The sequence below is a fragment of the Minwuia sp. IMCC3060 genome, from assembly GCF_029909435.1.
Classification (GTDB): domain Bacteria; phylum Pseudomonadota; class Alphaproteobacteria; order Minwuiales; family Minwuiaceae; genus Minwuia.
Genome location: NZ_CP123782.1, coordinates 2069758 through 2091345, shown reverse-complemented (window position 1 = coordinate 2091345; position 21588 = coordinate 2069758). Strand labels below are relative to the sequence as shown.

The 21588-nt window shown below is 65.3% G+C and carries 22 protein-coding genes and 2 tRNA genes; 19 read left to right on the top strand and 5 right to left on the bottom strand.

The features are described from left to right. Positions 1-87: 87 nt before the first annotated feature. The 3 genes from QGV54_RS09830 to QGV54_RS09820 all read right to left on the bottom strand — a co-directional run bounded on the left by QGV54_RS09830 (position 88) and on the right by QGV54_RS09820 (position 2841). Positions 88-393, bottom strand: coding sequence for an SCP2 sterol-binding domain-containing protein (locus QGV54_RS09830; protein WP_281017013.1), 306 nt, complete (start codon positions 391-393; stop codon positions 88-90). Between the two features lie 87 nt (positions 394-480). Then, entirely contained in the window at positions 481-984 is a 504-nt protein-coding gene (locus QGV54_RS09825; RefSeq protein WP_281017014.1) for a L,D-transpeptidase family protein, read from the bottom strand. A gap of 15 nt (positions 985-999) precedes the next feature. Continuing rightward, a complete protein-coding gene (locus QGV54_RS09820; protein ID WP_281017015.1) occupies positions 1000-2841 on the bottom strand; it encodes an ABC transporter transmembrane domain-containing protein in 1842 nt (613 codons plus the stop codon). 304 nt (positions 2842-3145) lie between these two features. On the opposite strand from QGV54_RS09820, the gene QGV54_RS09815 reads away from it, so the two are divergent. After that, on the top strand, positions 3146-3349 hold the full coding sequence (locus QGV54_RS09815) for a hypothetical protein (RefSeq protein ID WP_281017016.1): 204 nt from the start codon (positions 3146-3148) through the stop codon (positions 3347-3349). Positions 3350-3391: 42 nt separating this feature from the next. Here the strand turns inward: QGV54_RS09815 and QGV54_RS09810 are convergent, their stop codons facing one another. Beyond that, positions 3392-3694, bottom strand: a complete 303-nt coding sequence (locus QGV54_RS09810; protein ID WP_281017017.1) for an acylphosphatase — start codon at positions 3692-3694, stop codon at positions 3392-3394. A 120-nt stretch (positions 3695-3814) separates the two neighbouring features. On the opposite strand from QGV54_RS09810, the gene dapF reads away from it, so the two are divergent. The 18 genes from dapF to QGV54_RS09720 all read left to right on the top strand — a co-directional run bounded on the left by dapF (position 3815) and on the right by QGV54_RS09720 (position 19700). Continuing rightward, positions 3815-4654, top strand: a complete 840-nt coding sequence (gene dapF / locus QGV54_RS09805) for a diaminopimelate epimerase (protein WP_281017018.1) — start codon at positions 3815-3817, stop codon at positions 4652-4654. Beyond that, entirely contained in the window at positions 4651-5895 is a 1245-nt protein-coding gene (gene mtaB, locus QGV54_RS09800) for a tRNA (N(6)-L-threonylcarbamoyladenosine(37)-C(2))-methylthiotransferase MtaB (RefSeq protein WP_281017019.1), read from the top strand. The genes dapF and mtaB overlap by 4 nt, the downstream gene beginning before the upstream one ends. Continuing rightward, positions 5895-6830, top strand: coding sequence for a signal recognition particle-docking protein FtsY (gene ftsY, locus QGV54_RS09795; protein ID WP_281017020.1), 936 nt, complete (start codon positions 5895-5897; stop codon positions 6828-6830). The genes mtaB and ftsY overlap by 1 nt, the downstream gene beginning before the upstream one ends. A gap of 5 nt (positions 6831-6835) precedes the next feature. Next, the gene (locus QGV54_RS09790; protein WP_281017021.1) at positions 6836-7285 is read left to right on the top strand and encodes an HPr kinase/phosphatase C-terminal domain-containing protein; all 450 of its coding nucleotides are present in this window, start codon (positions 6836-6838) and stop codon (positions 7283-7285) included. Between the two features lie 8 nt (positions 7286-7293). Beyond that, on the top strand, positions 7294-8175 hold the full coding sequence (gene rapZ / locus QGV54_RS09785; protein ID WP_281017022.1) for an RNase adapter RapZ: 882 nt from the start codon (positions 7294-7296) through the stop codon (positions 8173-8175). 40 nt (positions 8176-8215) lie between these two features. After that, positions 8216-8623 carry a PTS sugar transporter subunit IIA gene (locus QGV54_RS09780; protein WP_281017023.1) on the top strand — a complete coding sequence of 136 codons (408 nt, stop codon included), beginning with the start codon at positions 8216-8218 and terminating at the stop codon, positions 8621-8623. Continuing rightward, positions 8620-8898 (top strand): HPr family phosphocarrier protein, encoded by a 279-nt coding sequence (locus tag QGV54_RS09775; RefSeq protein ID WP_281017024.1) that lies wholly within the window; start codon positions 8620-8622, stop codon positions 8896-8898. The genes QGV54_RS09780 and QGV54_RS09775 overlap by 4 nt, the downstream gene beginning before the upstream one ends. Then, complete coding sequence (gene ptsP / locus QGV54_RS09770) at positions 8895-10643, top strand: phosphoenolpyruvate--protein phosphotransferase (protein ID WP_281017025.1); 1749 nt, start codon at positions 8895-8897, stop codon at positions 10641-10643. Before QGV54_RS09775 ends, ptsP begins: the two co-directional genes overlap by 4 nt. Continuing rightward, a complete protein-coding gene (gene meaB, locus QGV54_RS09765) occupies positions 10630-11574 on the top strand; it encodes a methylmalonyl Co-A mutase-associated GTPase MeaB (RefSeq protein WP_281017026.1) in 945 nt (314 codons plus the stop codon). The genes ptsP and meaB overlap by 14 nt, the downstream gene beginning before the upstream one ends. Next, positions 11571-12737: a pyridoxal phosphate-dependent aminotransferase gene (locus tag QGV54_RS09760; RefSeq protein WP_281017027.1), complete on the top strand. Its 1167-nt coding sequence runs from the start codon at positions 11571-11573 to the stop codon at positions 12735-12737. The genes meaB and QGV54_RS09760 overlap by 4 nt, the downstream gene beginning before the upstream one ends. A 117-nt stretch (positions 12738-12854) precedes the next feature. Then, the gene (locus QGV54_RS09755) at positions 12855-14297 is read left to right on the top strand and encodes a HAMP domain-containing sensor histidine kinase (RefSeq protein WP_281020145.1); all 1443 of its coding nucleotides are present in this window, start codon (positions 12855-12857) and stop codon (positions 14295-14297) included. Positions 14298-14375: 78 nt separating this feature from the next. Further along, on the top strand, positions 14376-15377 hold the full coding sequence (locus tag QGV54_RS09750; protein ID WP_281017029.1) for an NADP-dependent oxidoreductase: 1002 nt from the start codon (positions 14376-14378) through the stop codon (positions 15375-15377). A gap of 5 nt (positions 15378-15382) precedes the next feature. Continuing rightward, entirely contained in the window at positions 15383-16024 is a 642-nt protein-coding gene (locus tag QGV54_RS09745) for a CoA pyrophosphatase (RefSeq protein WP_281017030.1), read from the top strand. A gap of 217 nt (positions 16025-16241) precedes the next feature. Further along, positions 16242-16318 (top strand) — tRNA-Pro (locus QGV54_RS09740). Between the two features lie 70 nt (positions 16319-16388). After that, complete coding sequence (locus QGV54_RS09735) at positions 16389-16682, top strand: ETC complex I subunit (RefSeq protein ID WP_281017032.1); 294 nt, start codon at positions 16389-16391, stop codon at positions 16680-16682. A gap of 47 nt (positions 16683-16729) precedes the next feature. Next, positions 16730-16806: transfer RNA gene (locus tag QGV54_RS09730), tRNA-Arg, on the top strand. 134 nt (positions 16807-16940) lie between these two features. Continuing rightward, positions 16941-17825 (top strand): MaoC/PaaZ C-terminal domain-containing protein, encoded by an 885-nt coding sequence (locus QGV54_RS09725; protein ID WP_281017034.1) that lies wholly within the window; start codon positions 16941-16943, stop codon positions 17823-17825. A 93-nt stretch (positions 17826-17918) separates the two neighbouring features. After that, on the top strand, positions 17919-19700 hold the full coding sequence (locus tag QGV54_RS09720) for an SLC13 family permease (protein WP_281017035.1): 1782 nt from the start codon (positions 17919-17921) through the stop codon (positions 19698-19700). Positions 19701-19709: 9 nt separating this feature from the next. Here QGV54_RS09720 and QGV54_RS09715 read toward each other — a convergent pair whose 3' ends face one another. Next, the gene (locus QGV54_RS09715) at positions 19710-21428 is read right to left on the bottom strand and encodes a D-aminoacylase (RefSeq protein ID WP_281017036.1); all 1719 of its coding nucleotides are present in this window, start codon (positions 21426-21428) and stop codon (positions 19710-19712) included. Positions 21429-21588: the final 160 nt, after the last annotated feature.

Here is a 21588-nt window from a genome sequence, read left to right as displayed (position 1 = left end):
CCGCTGCCGCAGTCCTGATTGCGGAAAGCGTAGCGGTGCGATGCCGCTACGTTAACCGCAAAGTCTGCAGGGGCCGGTTGCGCCGGTTCAGCCCCTCAGGACGCTCTGCAGCTTCATGGCGACGCCCATGTTCCCCTCGATCTTCAGCTTGCCCATCATGAAGGCCGTGGTGCCGTCTAGATCGCCGTTCACCATCGCCAGGAAGTTCTCCTTGGAGATCTTCATGGTGCAATCGGCGTCCTTGTCCTCGTTGGTGACCGTGTTCGGGGTGGAGGCGCCGTCCAGGAAGATCACGCCATCGTCGCCGAAATCGAACTTCAGCGTGGCATCCAGGCCCGAATCATCGCCGACGCGGTCGCGCATGCCTTCGGTGATTTCCTCGAGAGTAGCCATTTTCAGTCTCCGTACTGCTTTGCGTTTTACGTTGACGGAAACTCGACCACACCTGTGGGGAGCGCGCAAGCCTGACCCTACGTCAGTTCAGTGCGGCTGAATCCGGACCGCGTCGCCCGGCCTCAGCACCCGAAGCAGGTGCAGAAGATCCTCCGTGGCGAAAGCCACGCAGCCCTCCGTCGGGGTCATGGCCGGATGGGCAACATGAACGAAGACGGCGCTGCCGGCCGACGGGCGAACGGGGCGGTCGTTGTGGCCGATTGTCAGGATCAGGTCATAGAGGCCATCGGCACGCCACAACCGCTCATGACCGAACCGGCTCGGCAGCGTGACGGCGCGATTGTAGTGCGGACTCTCCGGATCATCGCACCAGCCCTGATGCAGCTGCACGGGTGTGGCCGGGATCGGTGTCCGGGGGCGACCCAGACGGTCGTGCCGGTAGAACAGCCGCCGCAGGGGGAAGAGACCGACAGGCGTGCCGCCGTCGCCCTCTGTCTTCGTGCTGACGATCCCGGCGCGACCCAATGCGCAGGCGAACGTCCATCGGCCGAATGTGGCGTAGCCTTCCGGATGCACGCGAAGCAGGGCCATGGTGGTCGCGGTGACTCAGTCTGCCGCTTCGATGCCCGAGAGCGCTGCCCGGTCCTGGTCGAACTGCAGCTTGGCGAGCCGGGCGTAGAGCCCGTCCTGTTTCATGAGCTCGGCATGGGTGCCGCTGGCCACGACGCAGCCACGGTCGATGACGACGATGCGGTCCGCCTTCAGCACGGTTGCCAGGCGATGCGCGATCACCAGTGTCGTGCGCCCGTGCATCAGCTTGTCCAGCGCCTGCTGCACCATGCGTTCGGATTCCGCATCCAGGGCCGATGTTGCCTCATCAAGCAGCAGGATCGCCGGATCGCGCAGGATCGCGCGGGCAATGGCAATGCGCTGGCGCTGGCCGCCGGAAAGGCGCTGGCCGCGTTCGCCCAGTTCGGTGGCATAGCCCTCCGGCAGGCGATCGAGGAACTCCGCCGCACCAGCCGCCTGCGCGGCGGCGTGAACCTCCGCATCCGTGGCTTCCGGGCGGCCATATCGGATGTTCTCCATCGCGGAGGTGCCGAACATGACTGCGTCCTGGGGCACCAGACCGAAGCGCTTGCGCACTTCGGAGGGGTCTGCGTTGGTGATATCGACGCCGTCCAGCGTGATGGTTCCGCTATTGGGATTGTAGAACCGCAGCAGCAACTGGAACACGGTCGACTTGCCGGCACCGCTAGGTCCGACCAGCGCCACCGTTTCGCCGGGCTTCACGTCCAGTCCGAAGCCGTCCAGGGCGGCAATCTCCGGGCGTGAGGGATAATTGAAATGAATGTCGGTGAGGCAGAGGCGTCCCTCCGGCGTGTCCGGCAGGGACACCGGATTGGCGGGGACGCCGATCTCCGGCACCACCTGTGACAGTTCGATCAGTCGTTCCGTCGCGCCAGCCGCGCGTTGCAGATCGCCCCACATCTCCGACAGGGTGCCGACCGATCCGGCGACGACGATGGCGTAGAACACGAAGGCGGTCAGTTCGCCGCTGGACATGGTGCCGTCGGCCACATCGGTTGCACCGAGCCAGAGCACGGCATCAATGGCGCCAAAGATCAGCAGGATGATGACCGCGGTCAGCCAGGCGCGCACGGCGATTCGTTTCCGCGCCACGGCGAAGGTCTCACCGACCGCATTGCTGAAGCGGTTCCTCTCGAACTCCTCCTGCGTGAAGGCCTGCACGGTCTGGACCGCGTTCAGGCTTTCCTCCGCCCTTGCATTGACCTCTGCGACCTTGTCCTGGCTCAGCCGCGACAGCTTCCGCAGCCGACGCCCGAAGAAGATGATCGGCACCACGACGATGGGCACCATGGCCAGCACCAGTCCGGCCAGCTTCGGGCTGGTGATGATCAGCATCGCCAGACCACCGATGAACATCAGCAGGTTGCGCAGTGCCATGGAGGCGCTGGAGCCGACGACCGTCTGGATCAGCTCGGTGTCCACGGTCAGGCGGCTCATCACCTCGCCCGTCTTGGTCTGTTCGTAGAAGTTCCGGTCCAGGCCGATGACGTGGCGATACACGGCCTTGCGAATGTCGGCGACAATCCGCTCCCCCAGCCAGGTGACCGTGTAGTAGCGGGCGAAGGTAAAGGCGGCGAGCAGGGTGAAGACGCCGAACAGGGCAATGAAGTATTCGTCCAGCAACTGTCCGTCGGCGGTACCGAACCCGTTGTCGACCATCCGTCGCACGGCCTGACCGATGGCCAGTGTCGCCGCAGCGGCACCGGTCAGGGCGATGATCGCGAAAATGATCTGCAGGCGATAGGGTCGTGCGAAAGGCATCAGGCCACGAAGGGCACTGATCTTCTTCGGCTTCGGGCGCCCGGATTTCTCGTCATTGGTCTGACCCTGGTCAGTCGAAACGGTTTCTTCCGTCATGTCGCCCCGCGCTGAATCCCTTGTTCCTCGCGCCTTTGCCGGTCGCGATGGCCGGACACTACTGCCGACACGCCTGAACGCCAAGGGGGGCGCGTGGTCGCGGCAGTGGCCTGCGTCACGCTCCCGCCAATCTGCGGCTTCGCTTTCGGTGAATCCGAAACTCGCGTGTACCGAGCATCGATTTGGCTGTGAAACGCGAAATCGTTACAGTTGCCGCAGAAGAAGGTGAAGCAAGATGACGCGTGGCTTGCCCCAGGGGTCGAGGCGCTGCGCGAAAGTCATCAGACAGTGGGGGGAGAGTGGCATGGCATTCCGGCAATGTGAGTCGTGTGAAGAGCTGATCGCAAGCCGTGCAACCAAATGCCCGCACTGTGATATCGTCCTGACCGAAACCGAACTCCTGATGCCGTCGCCAGATACGGTCTCTGGCGGCAGTAACTGGGCAGCATTGCTGTTTGTCATGATAGCAGCCGTCGCGCTCGCCGACGCGACAGGTCTCATGAACTGAACGGAATCTCTCCGTTCCCCGGCACGCGCCCATCCACCCTGTTCAGATCGTGTCGCGCTGGCGAAATCCGGTTGGCAAGGGGTCGGGCAGGGGACCGGGCTGGCCAATCGCCTGTTCCACCTTCGCCGCAGGCGGGCCCTTGCGGCAGCGGCGCAGCAGTTCGTTGATCTGACGGCCTTCGCCGACCATCTGGGCTTCGACAGTGCCGTCCAGGCGGTTGCGGACCCAGCCGGTGACGCCCAGTTCCGCCGCATTGCGACAGGTAAAACCACGAAACCAGACACCCTGAACACGTCCGTGAAACACCACATGCAGGGCGCTGAGGTCGGATGGTTCGCTGGTCATGGTCGGCTCCTCTGCAGGAGCGCTGTTCTGCAACATGGACAGAACAGGGTCGGGGACCATATAGAACGCTTCAAACCCCGCGTGACAACCGCCGGAAAGGCGCAATTGCGACTCTGAGACATGGAACCCCTGCCCTTCATAAAGATGCACGGTCTCGGCAATGATTTTGTCGTGCTGGATGCGCGTCGGCAGCCGATCGGGCTGACACCCGGCATCATCCGGGCGATCGGCGACCGTCGGCACGGCGTGGGGTTCGACCAGTTGCTGACCCTGATGCCGAGCGACAGTGCGGCCTGCTACATGCGCATCGACAATTCCGATGGCTCGCCGGCCGGGGCCTGTGGCAACGGCACCCGCTGCGTCGGACGTCTGTTGCTGGAGGAAAGTGGCGGAGAGACCGTCGATATCGACAGTCCGGGCGGGCTTCTGCAGGTGTCGGATGCCGGGCAGGGCCTGTTCACGGCACGCATGGGACAGCCCCGCTTCGGCTGGCAGGATGTTCCTCTGGCGCGGGAGATGGATACGCAGCACCTCGACCTCACTGTCGGTGACCTTTCCGATCCCGTGGCCGTGTCCATGGGCAATCCGCATGTCGTGTTCTTCGTGCCGGATGCGGAGGCCGTGCCGCTTGCCGACATCGGTCCGACAATCGAGAATCATGAACTGTTTCCCGACCGGGTGAATGTCTCGGTCGCAAGCCAGCGTGCGGACGGCAGTTTCCGGCTGCGTGTGTTCGAACGCGGTGCAGGCATCACCTCGGCCTGCGGGTCCGGCACCTGCGCGACCTATGCCGCGGCGCGGACGCGTGGCCTGATTGACGGGCCGGTGCGGATCGACCTCGACGGCGGACCGCTCTGGATGGACATGGATGCGGATGGGGCGGTGCTGATGACCGGTGCGGCCAGCCTGAGTTTCCACGGCATCATCGACCCGGGCGTGCTGGCGGGTGCCGCAGCATGAGCGGGCCGGAGATCGTCACTTTCGGTTGCCGCCTGAATGCCTGGGAGGCAGAGGTGATGCGGGGTCATGCCAGCATGGCGGACCGCGATGACGTCATCGTCGTCAATACCTGCGCCGTGACCGCCGAAGCCGAGCGTCAGGCGCGTCAGACGATCCGCCGCCTGCGCCGCGAGCGTCCGGAGGCGGAGATCGTGGTCACCGGCTGCGCGGCCCAGATCGCCCCTGCAACCTGGGGGGACATGCCGGAGGTCGACAGGGTCGTCGGCAATCGGGAGAAGCTGGATCCGGCGGCCTTCACCCGGGGCACCAATGACCCGGTGCTGGTGCAGGACATCATGCAGGTCAGCGAAACCGCCGGGCACCTGATCGAAGGCTTCGACGGGCGGGCGCGTGCCTTCCTGCAGGTCCAGAACGGCTGCGACCATCGCTGCACCTTCTGCATCATTCCCTTCGGACGCGGCAATTCCCGCTCCGTCCCCATCGGTGTCGTGGTCGATGAGGCGCGCAAGCTGGCGGCGCAGGGGGTACGGGAGATCGTGCTGACCGGTGTCGACATCACGTCCTATGGTCCGGACCTGCCGGGACAGCCGAGCCTCGGGCAATTGTGCCGTCGCCTGCTGGCCATGGTGCCGGAGATCGCGCGGCTGCGCCTGACCTCCATTGATCCGGTCGAGGTCGATGCGGACATCTGGCGTCTGATCGCGGAGGAACCGCGTCTGATGCCGCACCTGCATCTCTCGCTTCAGGCGGGGGATGACCTGGTGCTGAAACGCATGAAGCGCCGTCATGGTCGCGTTGATGCGATCCGGTTCTGCGCGGAGGCCCGGCGGCTGCGGCCCGACATCGTGTTCGGTGCGGATCTGATCGCCGGGTTCCCGACCGAATCCGAGGAGATGCATCGCAACTCCTGTCGTCTGGTGGAGGATTGCGATCTGACCTGGCTGCATGTGTTCCCCTATTCGGAGCGTCCGGGAACACCCGCCGCCCGCATGCCCGCCGTGCCGAAGCCGGTGCGGAAGGAACGCGCCGCGGCCTTGCGGGCACTCGGGTCGGCGGCCGCTGCGCGACATCTCGCTGCGCAGGTCGGCCGACCTGTCGAGGTGCTGGTGGAAACCGCCGGCAAGGGACATTCGGCCCATTTTGCCAGCGTGCAGCTGCTGGGGGAGGCGCTCCCCGGGAATATCGTCCGGGCCGAAGGTGTCGGTGTCGATGGTGAGACACTGCAGGCGAGGGCGGCCTGATGGCGGAGCAGGAACGCAAGGGCTGGTTCGGACGTCTGAAGGACGGGCTGAAACGCTCCACAGGCCAACTGACCGGCAGCATCAGCGCCGTCTTCACCCGCCGGAAACTGGATGACGAGGCGCTGGAGGATCTGGAGGAGATCCTGATCCGTGCCGACCTGGGGGTGCAGGCAGCGGCGCGGATCACCACGGAGATCGCGAAGGGGCGGTACGACAAGGACGTCACGGACGAGGAAGTGCGCGGCGCACTGGCCGACGCTGTCGCCAATACGCTGAAACCGGTGGCCCTGCCGCTGGAACTGGATGCGGCGCGGAAGCCGAACGTTGTCCTGGTGGTCGGCGTGAACGGTGTCGGCAAGACCACGACCATCGGCAAGATCGCCCATCATCAGCGGGAGATCGGGAACAGGGTCGTGCTTTGTGCCGGCGACACCTTTCGTGCGGCAGCCATCGACCAGCTCAAGATCTGGGGGGAGCGGACCGGGGCGGAAGTCGTGGCGCGCGACAGCGGGGCGGACTCCGCGGGTCTTGCCTTCGATGCCCTGAAACGCGCGCGGGATGTTTCGGCCGACCTGTTGCTGATCGACACGGCAGGACGGCTGCAGAACAAGGCCAACCTGATGGCCGAACTGGAAAAGATCGTCCGTGTCCTGAAGAAGCAGGACGAGAGCGCGCCGCACGCCGTGCTGCTGGTGCTGGATGCGACCACGGGTCAGAACGCGGTCAACCAGGTGGAGGTCTTTCGCGACGTCTGCCAGGTCACCGGTCTGGTGATGACCAAGCTGGACGGGTCCGCACGGGGCGGCGTGCTGGTTGCGGTGGCGGACAAGTTCGGCCTGCCTGTCCATTATGTAGGTGTCGGCGAACAGGCGGAGGATCTGCGCCCCTTCGATGCCGATGACTTCGCCCGTGCGCTCTGCGGCGTTGCTGACTGAAGGCCATGTCCGAAACCCTTCACGGAACGGCTGTCGCGCTCGATGGGGCCGCAGTCCTGCTGCGTGGCGGGTCCGGGGCGGGCAAGTCCGATCTGGCGCTGCGGCTGCTGGCTGAGGGCTGGCAGGTGATCGCCGACGACCGGGTTGTGTTGTCTGTCATGGGGACGGAGCTGCGGGCCACGGCTCCTGCCACGCTGGCGGGGCTGCTGGAAGTGCGCGGCATTGGCGTGGTCAGACTGGATGATGCCCAGCGACTGGAAGCTGCCCCCCTTCGGCTGGTGGTCGATCTTGTTCCGTCGCGCGAAGAAGTCCCCCGCATGCCGGAGCCGGAAATTTTCCGCCATGCGGGTATCGGGACGCTCCGCGTCCGGCTATACCCTTTCGACGCTGCCGCGACGGCCAGATTGGCCATGGCACTGGCTGTTGCACTGAACCCGCACAAGCGATTGGAATGAGCGAGAACATGACCGAACATGTTGAGAAGGATGAACTTCTTCTCGTGACCGGGCTCTCCGGCGCAGGCAAGAGTTCCGCGCTGAAGATGCTGGAAGACATGGGCTGGGAGGTTGTCGACAACCTGCCGCTGTTTCTGCTTCCGGCCCTGCTGGGGCGGGACGGGGGCACCCAGGACGACGGCAAGCGCCGTTGCCTTGCCATCGGGATCGACAGCCGCACCCGTGATTTCGACTCCGACCAGCTCGACGTACAGCTCACGGCGCTGCGCCAGACCGGTGAGATCAATGTCCGCTTCTGTTTCTTCACCTGCGATGCGGATGTGCTGCAGCACCGCTTCACGGAGACGCGGCGTCGCCATCCGATGGCATCCGACCGGACAGTGGCCGACGGCATCCGCATCGAGCAGGAGATGTTCGCCGGGCTGCAGGACCGGGTGGACTGTGTCGTGGACACCACCGCGCTGTCGCTGCCGGACCTCAGGGAACACATGCGGCGGCTTTTTGACCTGGGCGCGGAGCAGCACACACAGATCCATGTCATGTCATTCTCGTTCCGGCGCGGGCTGCCTCGGGCGGCGGATCTGGTGTTCGATGTCCGCTTTCTGGAAAATCCCTATTATGTCGCGGAACTGCGGGAGGGCACGGGCCTCGACACGCCGGTGCAGGATCACATCATGACGGATCCGGGCTGGCCGCCGTTCATCGAAAAGCTGGATGACATGCTTTCCTTTCTGTTGCCGCGCTACGCCAGAGAGGGAAAGTCGTATCTGACGATCGCGATCGGGTGCACAGGTGGCCGGCACAGGTCGGTCTTCACGGCGGAGCAGATTGCTGCACGCTTGCGTGGAGATGACACTCGTGTGACCGTTCGCCATCGTGATCTGCCCTGAGCGGCAGCATCGCCAACAGGGCAAACGGAGACAGGAACCGATGATTGGCATGGTTCTGGTAACGCATGGTCGATTGGCGGAGGAATTCATTGCCGCAACCGAGCATGTCGTGGGCGCGCAGGAAAATGTGCGCGCAATATCCATCGGACCGGACGACGACATGGAACAGCGCCGCAAGGACATCATGGAGGCTGTGTCGGCCGTCAATGATGGGGACGGCGTGGTTCTGCTCACCGACATGTTCGGGGGCACCCCCTCCAACCTCGCGATCTCGATGATGGACCAGGGGGAGGTCGAGGTGATTGCGGGCATGAACCTGCCGATGCTGATCAAGCTCGCGACGGTCCGGGAGAAGTCGAGCCTGCGGGAGGCGGCAGCCATCGCGCAGGAGGCAGGGCGGAAGTACATCAATGTCGCCTCGCAGGTGCTGAACGGGGGCGATCAGTGACAGCGCGGGTGGTCAGGCGGCTGACCATCTGCAACGAGAAGGGGCTGCATGCGCGCGCCGCGGCCAAGTTCGTGACCTGCGTTGCGGCCTGGGACGCGCATGTCACTGTCGAAAAGGACGGGACCTGCGTGACCGGCGATTCGATCATGGGTCTGATGATGCTCGCGGCATCAAAGGGGACGGAGATCTGCGTCACTGCCGAGGGGCAGGACGCGGAGGAGGCCGTCGGGGCGCTCGACGATCTTGTGTCGGGACGTTTCGACGAAGGCCGTTGACGGACCCCGCTGGCCAGGCATTCGGTGGACTTGGCGTTGCCGACGGGATTGCCATCGGCCCGGCGCATGTCGTTGACGGCGGGACCGACCGGGTTGTCGAATACCGGATACCGGCCAGTGAAGTCGCCGCGGAGATCCGGCGTTTCCGGGATGCCACGGCTGCCGCTTCGGTGCAGCTGTCGCACCTGCGCCAGCAATCGGAACACATCGGTGGCGCTGCCGGGGAGGAGATGGGTTATCTGCTCGCCGCACATGCCAGCATGCTGGAGGGGTCGCGCCTGACCCGGGGCGTTGAAGCGGCGATCCGGGACCGCCGCGTGAATGCCGAAGCCGCGGTCGAGGCCGAGATCTCGCGCATTGCCCGACAGTTCAGCGCCATTGCCGACCCCTATCTTGCCGCGCGGGGCGATGATGTGCGCGATCTCGGGCGGCGTCTGATCCGGACGCTGGGCGGCGCGCGGACGGAGCCCTTTGCCGGTGTCTCGCCCGGTTCCGTGGTGATCGCCCATGAAGTGACCCCGGCTGACACGGCCGCGATGGCGCCGGGCAAGGTCGCCGGGATCGTGGCGGAGATCGGCGGGGCGGATGGTCATACGGCGATCCTGGCCCGCGGCCTCGGGCTGCCGGCGGTTCTCGGCGTTCAGGATCTGCTGGAATCGGTGAGCCATGGCGACATGGTCATCGTTGATGGTCAGGCCGGTGTGGTGCATGTGCGTCCCGACAGGGAAACGGTCGAGAGATACCGCCGCCAGCGAACCGCGCTGCTGCGAAAGCGGCGTGCGCTGGCCAGGCTGACGGATTTGCCGTCGGAGACCCGCGACGGTGTCGCCGTGCATCTGCAGGCCAATATCGAACTGCCGATCGAGGCGGAGCAGGCCATCGGACTGGGGGCGGAGGGGATCGGTCTGCTGCGCAGTGAGTTCCTGTTCATGGCCGCCGAGACGGAACCCGACGAGGAAACCCAGTACCGCCAGCTCGCGTCGCTGGTGGAGGGAATGCAGGGGCGGACAGTGACCATCCGCACGCTGGACGTCGGCTTCGACAAGCTGCCGCAGTCGATGGCCGGTGACCTGCCGCCGGGTGACAATCCCGCGCTTGGCCTGCGCGGTATCCGGCTGTCGCTGATGCGTGCCACCTCGCTGGAGAACCAGCTGGCCGCGATCCTGCGCGCCGGGGCGCATGGCCCGGTTCGAATCCTGTTGCCCATGATCACGTCGGTCAGCGAGATCGAAGCGGTGCGCAGTCTGCTGGCCAAGGTGGCGCGGCGCCTGAAACGCCGGAAGGTGCGGATCGCCGATCCGCTGCCGCCGCTGGGCGTGATGATCGAGGTGCCGGCGGCGGCACTCTCGGCCGATGCCCTGGCGCGGGCGTGCGATTTCTTCTCCATTGGGACCAACGATCTGACCATGTACACACTGGCCCTGGACCGCACGAACGAGCAGGTGGCGACGCTCTACGATCCGCTGCATCCCGGGGTCCTGCGTCTGATGCAGTTCGCCGTTGCTGCTGCGCTGCGTGCCGGTATCCCGGTCAACGTCTGCGGCGAGATCGCCGGCGATCCACGCTTCTCTCCACTGCTGGTCGGACTCGGCATTCGCGACCTCTCCATGGCTGTGGGCAGCATTCCGCAGGTCAAGCAGCGCATCCGGCGCCTTGATACCGTCAGCGCCTCCGAGCACGCCGACAACGTCATGGCCCAGACCAACCCCCAGCGATCGGCGGAGGTTCTGGATGACTTCGCCTGACAGTGCGGGGGGCGACTGGCTGCAGGACCTGCTGGCCGGAGACCGGCGCGCGCTGGCGCGGGCGATCACGCTGGTGGAGAACGAGGGCGCTTCGGCGACAGAGGTCCTTGCCGCCATCCGGGGGCATCTGGGGCGGGCGATCACCGTCGGTTTCACCGGCCCGCCCGGCGCCGGAAAGTCGACCCTGGTCAACGCCTTCGTGCAGGTACAGCGGGCAAGGGGGCGGACGGTAGGTGTGGTTGCGGTCGATCCGTCGAGCCCGGTGACCGGTGGTGCGATCCTGGGCGACCGGATCCGGATGACGGGCCATTCCGGGGACAGGGGCGTCTTTGTGCGGTCGCTCGCCAGTCGGGGGCACCTGGGGGGACTGTCGCGCTCCGCCGTCCGGGTCATCGACTGCATGGATGCCGCGGGTCTGGATGTTGTCGTGATCGAGACCGTCGGCGCGGGGCAGTCCGAAGTCGAGATCGCCGAGGTCGCCGACATAAAGGTGGTCGTTGCGGCACCGGGCCTGGGGGACGACGTTCAGGCCATCAAGGCCGGTATTCTGGAGATCGCCGATGTTCTGGTCGTCAACAAGGGCGACCACCCGCTGAGTGCCCAGACCGCGCGCTATCTGAAGACGATGGTGGGCATGCAGGCGCGGGAACCGGCAACGGAAGTGCTGCGCACGGTCGCGACCACCGGCAAGGGGGTGGAGGCGCTGGCCGACGTCATCGATCGCCTCGGCCAGCACCGCCGTGCCCAGGCGCCGATGACACGGTCCCGGCGTCTGCTGATCCGTGCCGCGCAGGATCTGCTGCGCCAACGTCTTGCCCAGGCCTCCCCGGAGGAGATCGACGGGCTTGCCCGCGCCCTGCTGGCGGGCGAAAAGACTGTCGAGAGTGCCGCACTGGAACTGGTCCGGCGAATGCTGAAGGAACCGTCATGAGCCTGCTGCGCCCGCTTGTCCGCGATCTGATCCATACCTTGCCGGACTCGAAGATCCGGGAGGTTTCGCTGTTCGGGGAGGGGCGCGAGGGCCTCATTCCCCTCTGGTTCGGTGAGTCGGACGAACAGACCCCCGATTTCATCAAGGATGCGGCCCGCCGTGCGATGGACGAGGGCGCGACCTTCTACGCCCCGAACGCAGGTGTCGCCCCGTTGCGGGCGGAGATCCAGGCCTACATGACCCGGCTGTACAACCGGCCCTTCGACCTGGAGCGGTTCGTGGTCACGGCGTCGGGCATGAATGCGATCATCCTGACGTTCCAGGCGCTGGTGGATCCGGGTGACAATGTGCTGGTGGTGACGCCTGTCTGGCCCAACTGCCGGGAGACAATCGCCATCATGGGCGGGGAAGCGCGTGACGTTGCGCTGCAGGAAACGGACGGGCGCTGGCATCTGGATCTGGACCGCCTGTTCGATGCGGCCGACGACCGGACACGTGCGATCTTCATCAACAGTCCCGGTAATCCGACCGGCTGGATGATGCCGGAGGACCAGCGCGATGCGATCCTGGCCTGGGCGCGGCAGCGCGGCATCTGGATCGTTGCGGACGATGTCTACGCCCGACTGGTCTACGACCGGCCGCATGCGCCAGCCTTCGTGGAGGTGGCGGAGCCTGATGACCGGGTGATTGCGATCAACAGCTTTTCCAAGAGCTGGTCGATGACAGGCTGGCGACTTGGCTGGATCACGGCCCCGGCGTCGCTGCTCACCGATCTGTCGAAGCTGAATGAATACAATATCGCTGGTCCGACAACCTTCGTGCAGCACGCGGGGGCGGTGGCGCTGCGTGACGGCGATGGCTACGTGAATGATCTGGTGGAGCGGCTGCGCCGTCGCCGGGATCTGGTCGCCCAGGGGCTCAGCCAGTTCTCCCGCGTCCGCGTCGCATCCCCGGAAGCGGCCTTCTACGCCTTCTTTTCCGTTGATGGCGTAACGGACAGCCTCGCACTGGCCCGCCGACTGGTGGAGGAAGCCGGTGTCGGACTGGCCCCCGGTATTGCCTTCGGCCAGCAGGGTGAGGGGTATCTGAGGCTCTGCTTTGCGTCATCGGAGCAGGCGCTGTCGACTGCACTTGATCGGATGCGGCCGCTTCTCGACGGCTGAATCGTGGAAATTCCATCCCCCTGAACCTGTCTTCCCGGTATTGTTCACCGATTAGGTCCGGAAATTGCAAGAGCCTGTTAAGTCCCGTCTGCTAGGCAGACGAAGGAAGGCTTATCTATGGGTGTCAGCGCAGCAGAAGGCAGGAAGGGTGGCAAGGATCCGGTGATGGATGCCGTAACCCTGCGCTTCGGTGATGCCGAACTGGAGGGGTGCTTCCGTTCGAGCTGGCGCAGCGCGACACGATCACTGGGGTTCTGGTGGCGCGCCGGATCAACGGCCTATTACATCATCTTCTCTGTCCTGCTTGCCGTGTACGATCACGATTTCAGCCCGTTGCTGAATGGCATCCACCTGTTCGTCTGTCTGCCGATAGCCTTTGCAACGATCTTCGCGCCCTTTGTCTGGCCGCGCCTGGAACGATACTGCAATCCGGCTTTCCTCGGCCTGCTGATACTCGTCTTGCTGGTGGAGTGTCTCCAGTTGCGCGCTGCTGACACGCCGGTCGCCTATCTCTATCTGCTCAATGCGAGCGTCATCATGATCTTCACACAACAGTTTCCGAGCAATCGTCTTACCGGAACGATCCTGCTGTCGTTGCTCTTCGGGCTGATCGCGGCTCTGGCCATCTACACGTTCGGCGGCAGTCCATTCGGTCGGGAGATCCCCATGCTCCCGTTCTGCGGCATCCTGATCGCCTTCACGATCATCGGGATGTTCTCGGCCTACAACAAGGAACTGTTCGTCCGCCGCAACTACCACGCCATCCAGTCGCTGAAGCTGGAGAACGCGCGCTCCGAGAAGCTGGCGAACGATGCAGTTGCCGCGCTCGAGGCAAAGTCCCGCTTCCTCGCCATTGTGGGGCACGAGTTCAGGACTCCGTTGAATGCGATCCTCGGCTTTTCGGAATTGATGCTCTCCGGCGTCATCGGACAGGTGAGACCTGCCAGAGCCGGTGGCTATGTCGAAGGCATCTTTCAGAGCGGCACGCATCTGATGCAGCTGGTGGAAAGTGTGATCGACTACACCCGCTCAGGATCCGGCATGATCCGTATCACGGAGGAAGAGGTGCCGCCGGAGAAGCTGATCAACGATGTTCATGCAGGCATCGAGAGCACGCTCTCGACCCGTCACCAGACCCTGAACAAGATTGTTGCGGACGATGTTCCGGTTCTGCGCATTGATGCAAACCAGATCAGGCAGTGCCTGGCGAACCTGATCTCCAACGCCTCGAAATTCTCGCCGGTCGGCAGTGAGATCACCTGCAAGGCGCTGAAGACGGACGACGGCAGCGTGCAGATCGTCGTCATCGACAGGGGGTGTGGATTCGACGACAGGAAAGCCGAGCTGCTGTTCGACCCGTTCGCCCAGGCGGAAGACGACCTGAACAGGCGCACCGACGGACTTGGCATCGGCCTGCCGCTGACACGGGCCCTGATGCAGGCGCACGATGGGGAAGTCCGGCTCAGCAGCCGACCAGGTGTCGGCACCGAGGCAGCGCTGGTCTTTCCGGCCGCGAGATGCAGGCCGACCACCTCGGACGATGTAACCGAAGTCGCCTGATCCGGCATGCCCCCTTGCCAGTGGGGTCGCGGCAGGCAGAATGGCGGGCATTCAGATCACGCCCGGGGGAGGGGTTTCATGAACCGTCAGGTCATCATCCAGGAATTGCCGAAAGGCGAACTCACCACCGGGCATTTCGCCATTCAGGAGGGGCCGGCGCCGGACGTGGCCGAGGGGCAGGTACTGGTCCGCACCATCCTGATTTCCATCGATGCGGCCAATCGTGCCTGGATGCAGGGCGCCACCTATCGGGAGGCCGTGAAGGCCGGGGACATCATGCATGGCTACATCATCGGGCAGGTGATCCGTTCCGCCGATCCGGCCTTCGCGGAGGGGGATCTGGTCGGCGGGGAGGGACGCTGGGCGGAGCAGGTGCTCTGCAAGGGCAGTCTGCTGGAGAAGTTGCCCGATCATCGCCCGATCTCGCATCTCATCTCCCTGCTCGGCATTGCGGGCAAGACGGCCTATCACGGGCTGGTCAATGTCGGACTGCCCAAGCCGGGGGAGACGGTGGTGGTCTCGGCCGCCGCCGGTTCCGTCGGCATCTTCGTCGGCCAGATCGCCAAGGCGCTGGGCTGCCGCGCGGTAGGTATTGCGGGCGGTGCGGAGAAATGCGCCTGGCTGACCGAGGAACTGGGTTTCGACGCCGCCATCGACTATCGCGGCGGCAACCTGTTCCGGGAACTGCGCGCGGCCTGTCCGGACGGGGTCGATATCTACTTTGACAATGTCGGCGGCGAGATCCTGGAGACCGTGCTGTTCCAGATGAACATGAAGGGCCGCGTGGTCTGTTGCGGTGCCGTCAGCCAGTACAATGCCACAGCGCCCACGGGGCCGCGCAACCTGCCGGGCCTTGTGGTGGTCAAGCGGCTGCGGATGGAAGGCTTCATTGTCATGGACTTTGCCGATCAGGACGCCAGGGCGGTGGCCGACCTGAGCGGCTGGGCCGCCAACGGCCAGATCAAGGTGGTCGAGGACATCGTGGAGGGGCTGGAGAATGCGCCGGAGGCTCTGGTCGGCCTGCTGGCCGGCAGGAACCGGGGCAAGCGCATGGTGCGCGTCGCTGCCGACCCGGCGTGACCCGGATGAACCGGAACCATTGGCAGGACGCCCATGCGGCGGGTGCCCTGCGGGAGCACGTGCGTGACCGCCTGGACGCGTTCGAGCGCCATCCCCCTGAACGTACCCGCCTGAAGGAGGCGGCTGTCACCGTCATCGTGACGGAGAATGACGCCGGTGCCCCGGTCTTCGTCCTGACCCAGCGGGCGTCGAAAATGCGCAACCATGCGGGCCAGTGGGCCTTGCCCGGGGGCCGGATCGATGCGGGGGAGGATGCCGCCACCGCTGCCCGCCGGGAGATCGAGGAGGAGATCGGCATCACCATCGCGGAACACGACCTGTTCGGTCCGCTGGATGCCTATGTCACCCGTTCCGGCTACGCGATCACGCCCTTTGTCGCCTGGGCTGCACCGGGGGCCAGCTTCACCCTCAGCCCGGCGGAGGTCCAGGCGCTGCATCTGGTGCCGCTGACCGATCTGGACCGGCCGGACTCGCCGCAGTTCATCGATATCCCGGAGAGTGACCGCCCCGTGATCCGGCTGCCGATCATGGACCGCCACATCCATGCGCCGACCGCTGCGGTGCTGTACCAGTTCCGCGAAGTCGCCCTGCATGGCCGCGACACCCGCGTTGCGCATCTGGAACAGCCGGTCTTCGCCTGGAAGTAGGTAGGTCTCTGCGGCCGACTGGTTCCCTGAATCGTGTGTGGACCGTTCCACCCCTCTCCCCCTCCCGACCACCCACGGGAGTATCCTGAATGGGTGGTCGGGAGGGGGAGAGGGGTGGAACGGTCAGCCGCCGAATCCGCTGCGGCCAAAGCGGCGTTCGGCGCCAAGATGCTTGCAGGGGCAGGGGCACTCGGCTATCTCGTGCATGGTGCCGGATCGGGGCGTAGCGCAGTCTGGTAGCGCACCGGTTTTGGGAACCGGTGGTCGTTGGTTCGAATCCAATCGCCCCGACCATCCGGCCACCGAGAGCGATCCGTTTGGGGCATTACGCCCAGAACACCATCCACGACCGAAGGGTGATGACATGTCCGCGCGCATCTATCGTCCCGCCAAGAACGCCATGCAGTCCGGCAGGGCCAATACCCGCCGCTGGCGCCTGGAATTCCGGGCCGACGCGGCCAGACATGCCGACCCGCTGATGGGTTGGACCAGCATCGCCGACACCCAGTCCCAGGTCCGGCTGGAGTTCGACACGAAGGAACAGGCTGTCGCCTACGCCGAGAAGCACGGCATCGACGCCCGTGTTTACGAACCCCGCGAACGCAAGCTGAAGCTGCGCGCCTACGCCGACAATTTCGCCTACAACCGGGTGATCTGACAGCGGACTGCGCTTTCCGCCCGGTTTCCGCTATCCTGACCCCCGACGCGCCCTTAGCTCAGCTGGATAGAGCACGAGCCTTCTAAGCTTGGGGTCGCAGGTTCGAGTCCTGCAGGGCGCGCCAATTCTCCGCCGCAGGGCCCTCCCTCATCACATTCTGCCTCGCCGCCGCAGGGCTGCTCCGCGCCAGTGCCATGGCCCCGGCCCGGACGCTTGCTATAGTCGTGCGACAGATGAGCAACCGGGGAGGGAAGCCAGATGACTGCGCCGAAGATGCCGATTTCCAGTGCGCGCGTGGGTGAGGTGCTGGGGGAGTGTGAGACGGAGATGACGCCGCGGCGGTTGCTGGCCTATGCCTCGGGCCTGCTGCTGGGTGACGAGGTCTACCTGGATGACGCGCGGCCAGGCGGTGTCGAGATGATGCCGGCCATGTGCGCGGCGGTGGAATGGCCGCTGTCGGACGGGGCCGCGACTTCCGAATGCCTCGGCATCACGCTGCCGCAGTACCGCAGCGTCGGGGTGCATGCGGAGCAGGACAGTATCTTCCACCGGCCGCCCCGCATGGGGGAGCGGCTGAGGACCACCGGCGTGCTGGAAACCCTGAAGCAGACCCGTGCCGGGATCCTGATGACCTGCCGCTACGACACCGTGGACAGTGACGGTCAGCCGGTCTTCACCAGCTACAACAGCGGCATGTTCCGGGGCTGGCGGCTGGATTGCGATCACGCGGGCACCTCGACACGCGAAGTGCTGCCGTCTGTGGTGCTGGACGGCGAATCCGTTGCCAGCGAGGCAATCGCCGTGCCGCGCTACCTGCCGCATGTCTATTCGGAGGGCGGGCCGATCTGGAACCCGATCCATACGGAGCGGATCGTGGCACTGGCCGCCGACCTGCCTGACATCATCCTGCATGGTACCGCCACCTGGGCGCTGGCCATGGACAGTGTCATCCGCCGCTATGCGGACGGTGATCCGCGACGGCTGAAACGCTTCGCCTGCCGCTTCACCGGCATGGTGATCCCGGGGGAGACCATCACGGTCCGGCACCGGGACCTGGGCGACGGGCGGATCGAGGTGGATACCGTGGACGCGCGCGGCAAGCCGGTCCTGTCCAACGGCATCGCCGAGGTGCGCGCAGGCTGACAGGTCCCCGCCACAGCAGCCTGACAGCAGCCGTGTCCCATCCGTGTCATCATGCCCATGGAATCGGTATGCGGTTCGTGAGGGAGCCTGAGCATGAGCGTTGACCAGATGATCCTGTTCGCCCTGTTCGGCGGCGTCTTCGGGATGCTGCTGTGGGGGCGGTTCCGTTATGATCTGGTGGCATTCTCGGCACTGATGATCGCGGTGGTGCTGGGGGCTGTTCCGGCGGGGGAAGCCTTCGCGGGGTTCGGTCATCCGGCGACGCTGGTGGTGGCACTGGTGCTGATCGTTTCCGCCGGGCTGGTGAGGTCCGGTGCAGTCTTCCTGATCACCCGCACCCTGGTCGATCCCGAACGGGGCCTGGGCGCGCATATTGCCTTCATGGGCGGTATCGGCGGCGTGCTCTCCGCCTTCATGAACAATGTGGCCGCGCTTGCGCTGCTGATGCCGGTGGATATCCAGACGGCGCGAAAGGCGGCGCGGCAGGTGCGGCTGTCCCTGATGCCGCTGTCGTTCTGCACCATCCTGGGCGGCATGGTCACCCTGATCGGGACACCGCCGAACATCGTCATCGCCACGATCCGGAAGGATCAGCTGGGCGAGGGATACAGCATGTTCGACTTTGCCCCGGTCGGTGGCGTCACGGCCCTGGTCGGGCTGCTGTTCGTGGCGCTGGTCGGCTGGCGCTTCATCCCGAAGAAGACGGGCGAGGGGGCGCTGTCGGACGCGCGCCTCAGCGAGAAGGACTATATCGCCGAACTCTCGGTGCCCGAGAAATCGGACCTGATCGGCAAGCGCCTGTTCGAACTCTACGCCACGGCAGACAAGAACGATGTGGCGGTTCTGGGCCTGATCCGCAACGGCAGACGTCGCTATGGCACGCAGCGGGACACGGCGCTGGAGGCCGGGGATGCCATCGTGCTGGAGGCCCAGCCGGAATCACTCGACGAGTTTCGCGCGACCCTGTCGCTGGATTTCACCGATGGCTCGGACAAGGACCATCTGAGTGCGGCGGGCGAGGGGCTGGTGGTGATCGAGGTCGTTGTGCCGGAGGGGGCGCGTTTTGCCGGACAGACCGCACAGGGGCTGGGTCTGGCCTGGCGGCACAACACGGTGCTGCTGGGGCTCTCGCGGGAGGGGCGCCGGGTGGAGAAGGAAATCCGCCAGACGATGGTGCGCCCCGGCGACATCCTGCTGCTGCTGACGCCGGAGGGGGAGCGCGACAATGTCGTCGAATGGCTGGGGGTGCTGCCCCTGGCTGACAGGGGGCTGGCGGTCACGGACTCCGACAAGGTCTGGCTCGCGATCTCGGTCTTCGGTGCGGCGGTGGCCGCCGCCTCGGTTGGCCTGATCTATCTGCCGGTGGCGCTGGGCATTGTCGTGGTGATCTATCTGCTGACCGGCATCCTCTCGCTTTCCAACCTGTATGACCATGTCGAATGGCCGGTGGTCGTCCTGCTTGGCTCGATGATCCCGCTGGGGGCGGCGCTCGACAGCGCCGGGGGCACGGCGCTGATCGCGAATGGACTGGTCGGGCTGACCGCGGGCTGGCCCGCCTGGGCGGTGCTGACGGTGCTGATGGTGGTGACCATGACGCTGTCGGATGTGCTGAACAACACCGCGACAGCAATCGTGGCGGCCCCGGTCGGCATCCAGATGGCCGAATCCCTGGGCGTCAGCCCGGACCCGTTCCTGATGGCTGTCGCCGTCGCCGCCTCCTGCGCTTTCCTGACGCCCATCGGACACAAGAACAACACGCTGATCCTCGGCCCCGGCGGCTATGCCTTCGGCGATTACTGGCGCATGGGCCTGCCGCTGGAGATCATCGTCGTCGCCGTCTCGATCCCGATGATCCTGCTGGTCTGGCCGATGTAGGTTCGCCGGTCAGACCGACTGCGGCCCCCGGATCAGTCCGCCGGGCATTGCGCCCGTTTCCTGCCCGTTTTCCATGATCGGGACGCCGGACTTGATGGTCATCTGATAGCCGGTGGCCCGCTGGATCAGACGCCGCGCGCCTGTCGGCAGGTCGTAGGCCATGCGTGGCGCATCGATGCCCAGGCGGTCGAAGTCGATCAGGTTGATGTCGGCCAGGTATCCGGGGGCGATGACGCCCCGGTCATTCAGGCCGTGCAGGGATGCGGTGCTCTGTGTCTGGCGATGCACCAGCCATTCCAGCGGCATCAGCCCGCCCTTCTTCCGGTCGCGGCCCCAGTAGGCCATGTTGAAGGTCGGCAGACTGACATCGCAGATCACGCCGCAATGGGCGCCGCCGTCAGAGCCGCTGAAATGCGTGTGCGGTGCGGTCAGCATCTCCCGCACAGGTGCGAAGTCATAGTCGGAATAGTTCAGCAGGGGGAAGTAGATCAGGCCCCTGCCATCGAACTCCATCAGGGTGTCATAGGCGATGTCTTCCGGTCGGCGCCCCTCCGTTCGTGCCCGCTCGGCGAAGCATTCCGACCGGTCGGGTTCGTAGTTCGGGGGATCGCCCAGCCGGAACATCTTGTGCCAGCCCTTCAGGAAGAACTCCGCCATCTCGCCGCCCTTGCCACCGGACTCCTCGGTGATGATGGCTTCCCGGACCGCCGGGTCCTTCATCCGGGCGATCCGTTCCTCCCGCGAGAGGCCCAGCAGGGCACGGAAGCTGGGCTTGCCCTGGAAGGGATGCAGTGATCCCTCGAGGCACAGCAACAGGCCTGCCGTGCGACCGGAGACCTGGGCATAGACCTGTCCGCCCTCAGCATTGGCGCGTCCGATCTCCTGCAGCAGTTCGCGATACTTGCGCGGTGCGTCGTCATTCTGGAACAGCAGCAGGCTGACAGGCACGCCATAGCGGATGGAGAGATCACGGATCCAGTCGAGTTCCGGCTTGCCGGCCTTCAGCGTCAGGTCGGTGGCCATCTCCAGCACCCCGTGTCCCGCACGCTGCATCCCTGCCGCCAGGCCGAACATCTCCGCCGCGCCGGCATAGGTGCCGGGGACATATTCACCTTCCCGCGTCTTGTGGAAGATGGTGCGCGATGTGGAAAAGCCGAGCGCCCCGGCCTCCAGCCCCTCCTGCACGATATCGGCCATCTTGCGGATATCGTCTTCACCGGCCGTTTCCTCGTCAATGCAGCGGTCGCCCATGACGAAGGCCCGGACGGCGCAATGCGGCACCTGTGTGCCGATGTCGATGGCCCGCGGCTTCGCCTCCAGCGCGTCGAGATAACCGGGGAAGCTCTGCCATGACCAGTCGATGCCATCCGACAGGGCCGCGCCCGGAATATCCTCCACCGATTCCATCAGACTGATCAGCCAGTCCTCCTGATTCGGATGCACGGGCGCGAATCCGACGCCGCAATTGCCCATGACGACGGAGGTGCAGCCATGCCAGGACGAGGGCGTCAGATAGGGGTCCCAGAGCGCCTGACCGTCATAGTGGGTATGGATGTCGACCCAGCCCGGCGCGACCATCAGGCCGTCGGCATCGATCTCCCGCCGGGCGCGACCGTCAACCTTGCCGACGCCGACGATGCGGTCGCCGTCGATGGCCACATCGCCGGTGAATGAACTGCCACCGGTGCCATCGAATATGTTGCCGCCGCGAATGATGATGTCGTGCATGGCGCTGCCTCCCCGCAAAGCCGATTGCCGCCCGTTCGGTGACAGAAATGGGTGTCACGTGACGGGAAGCGGTCTGACGGGTGCATTCTGCCGTCTTTCCGGCATCGGCCACAAGGCAGGTCTGCCTGTGTGCTTCACCGGCGGGACACAGGGGCACACG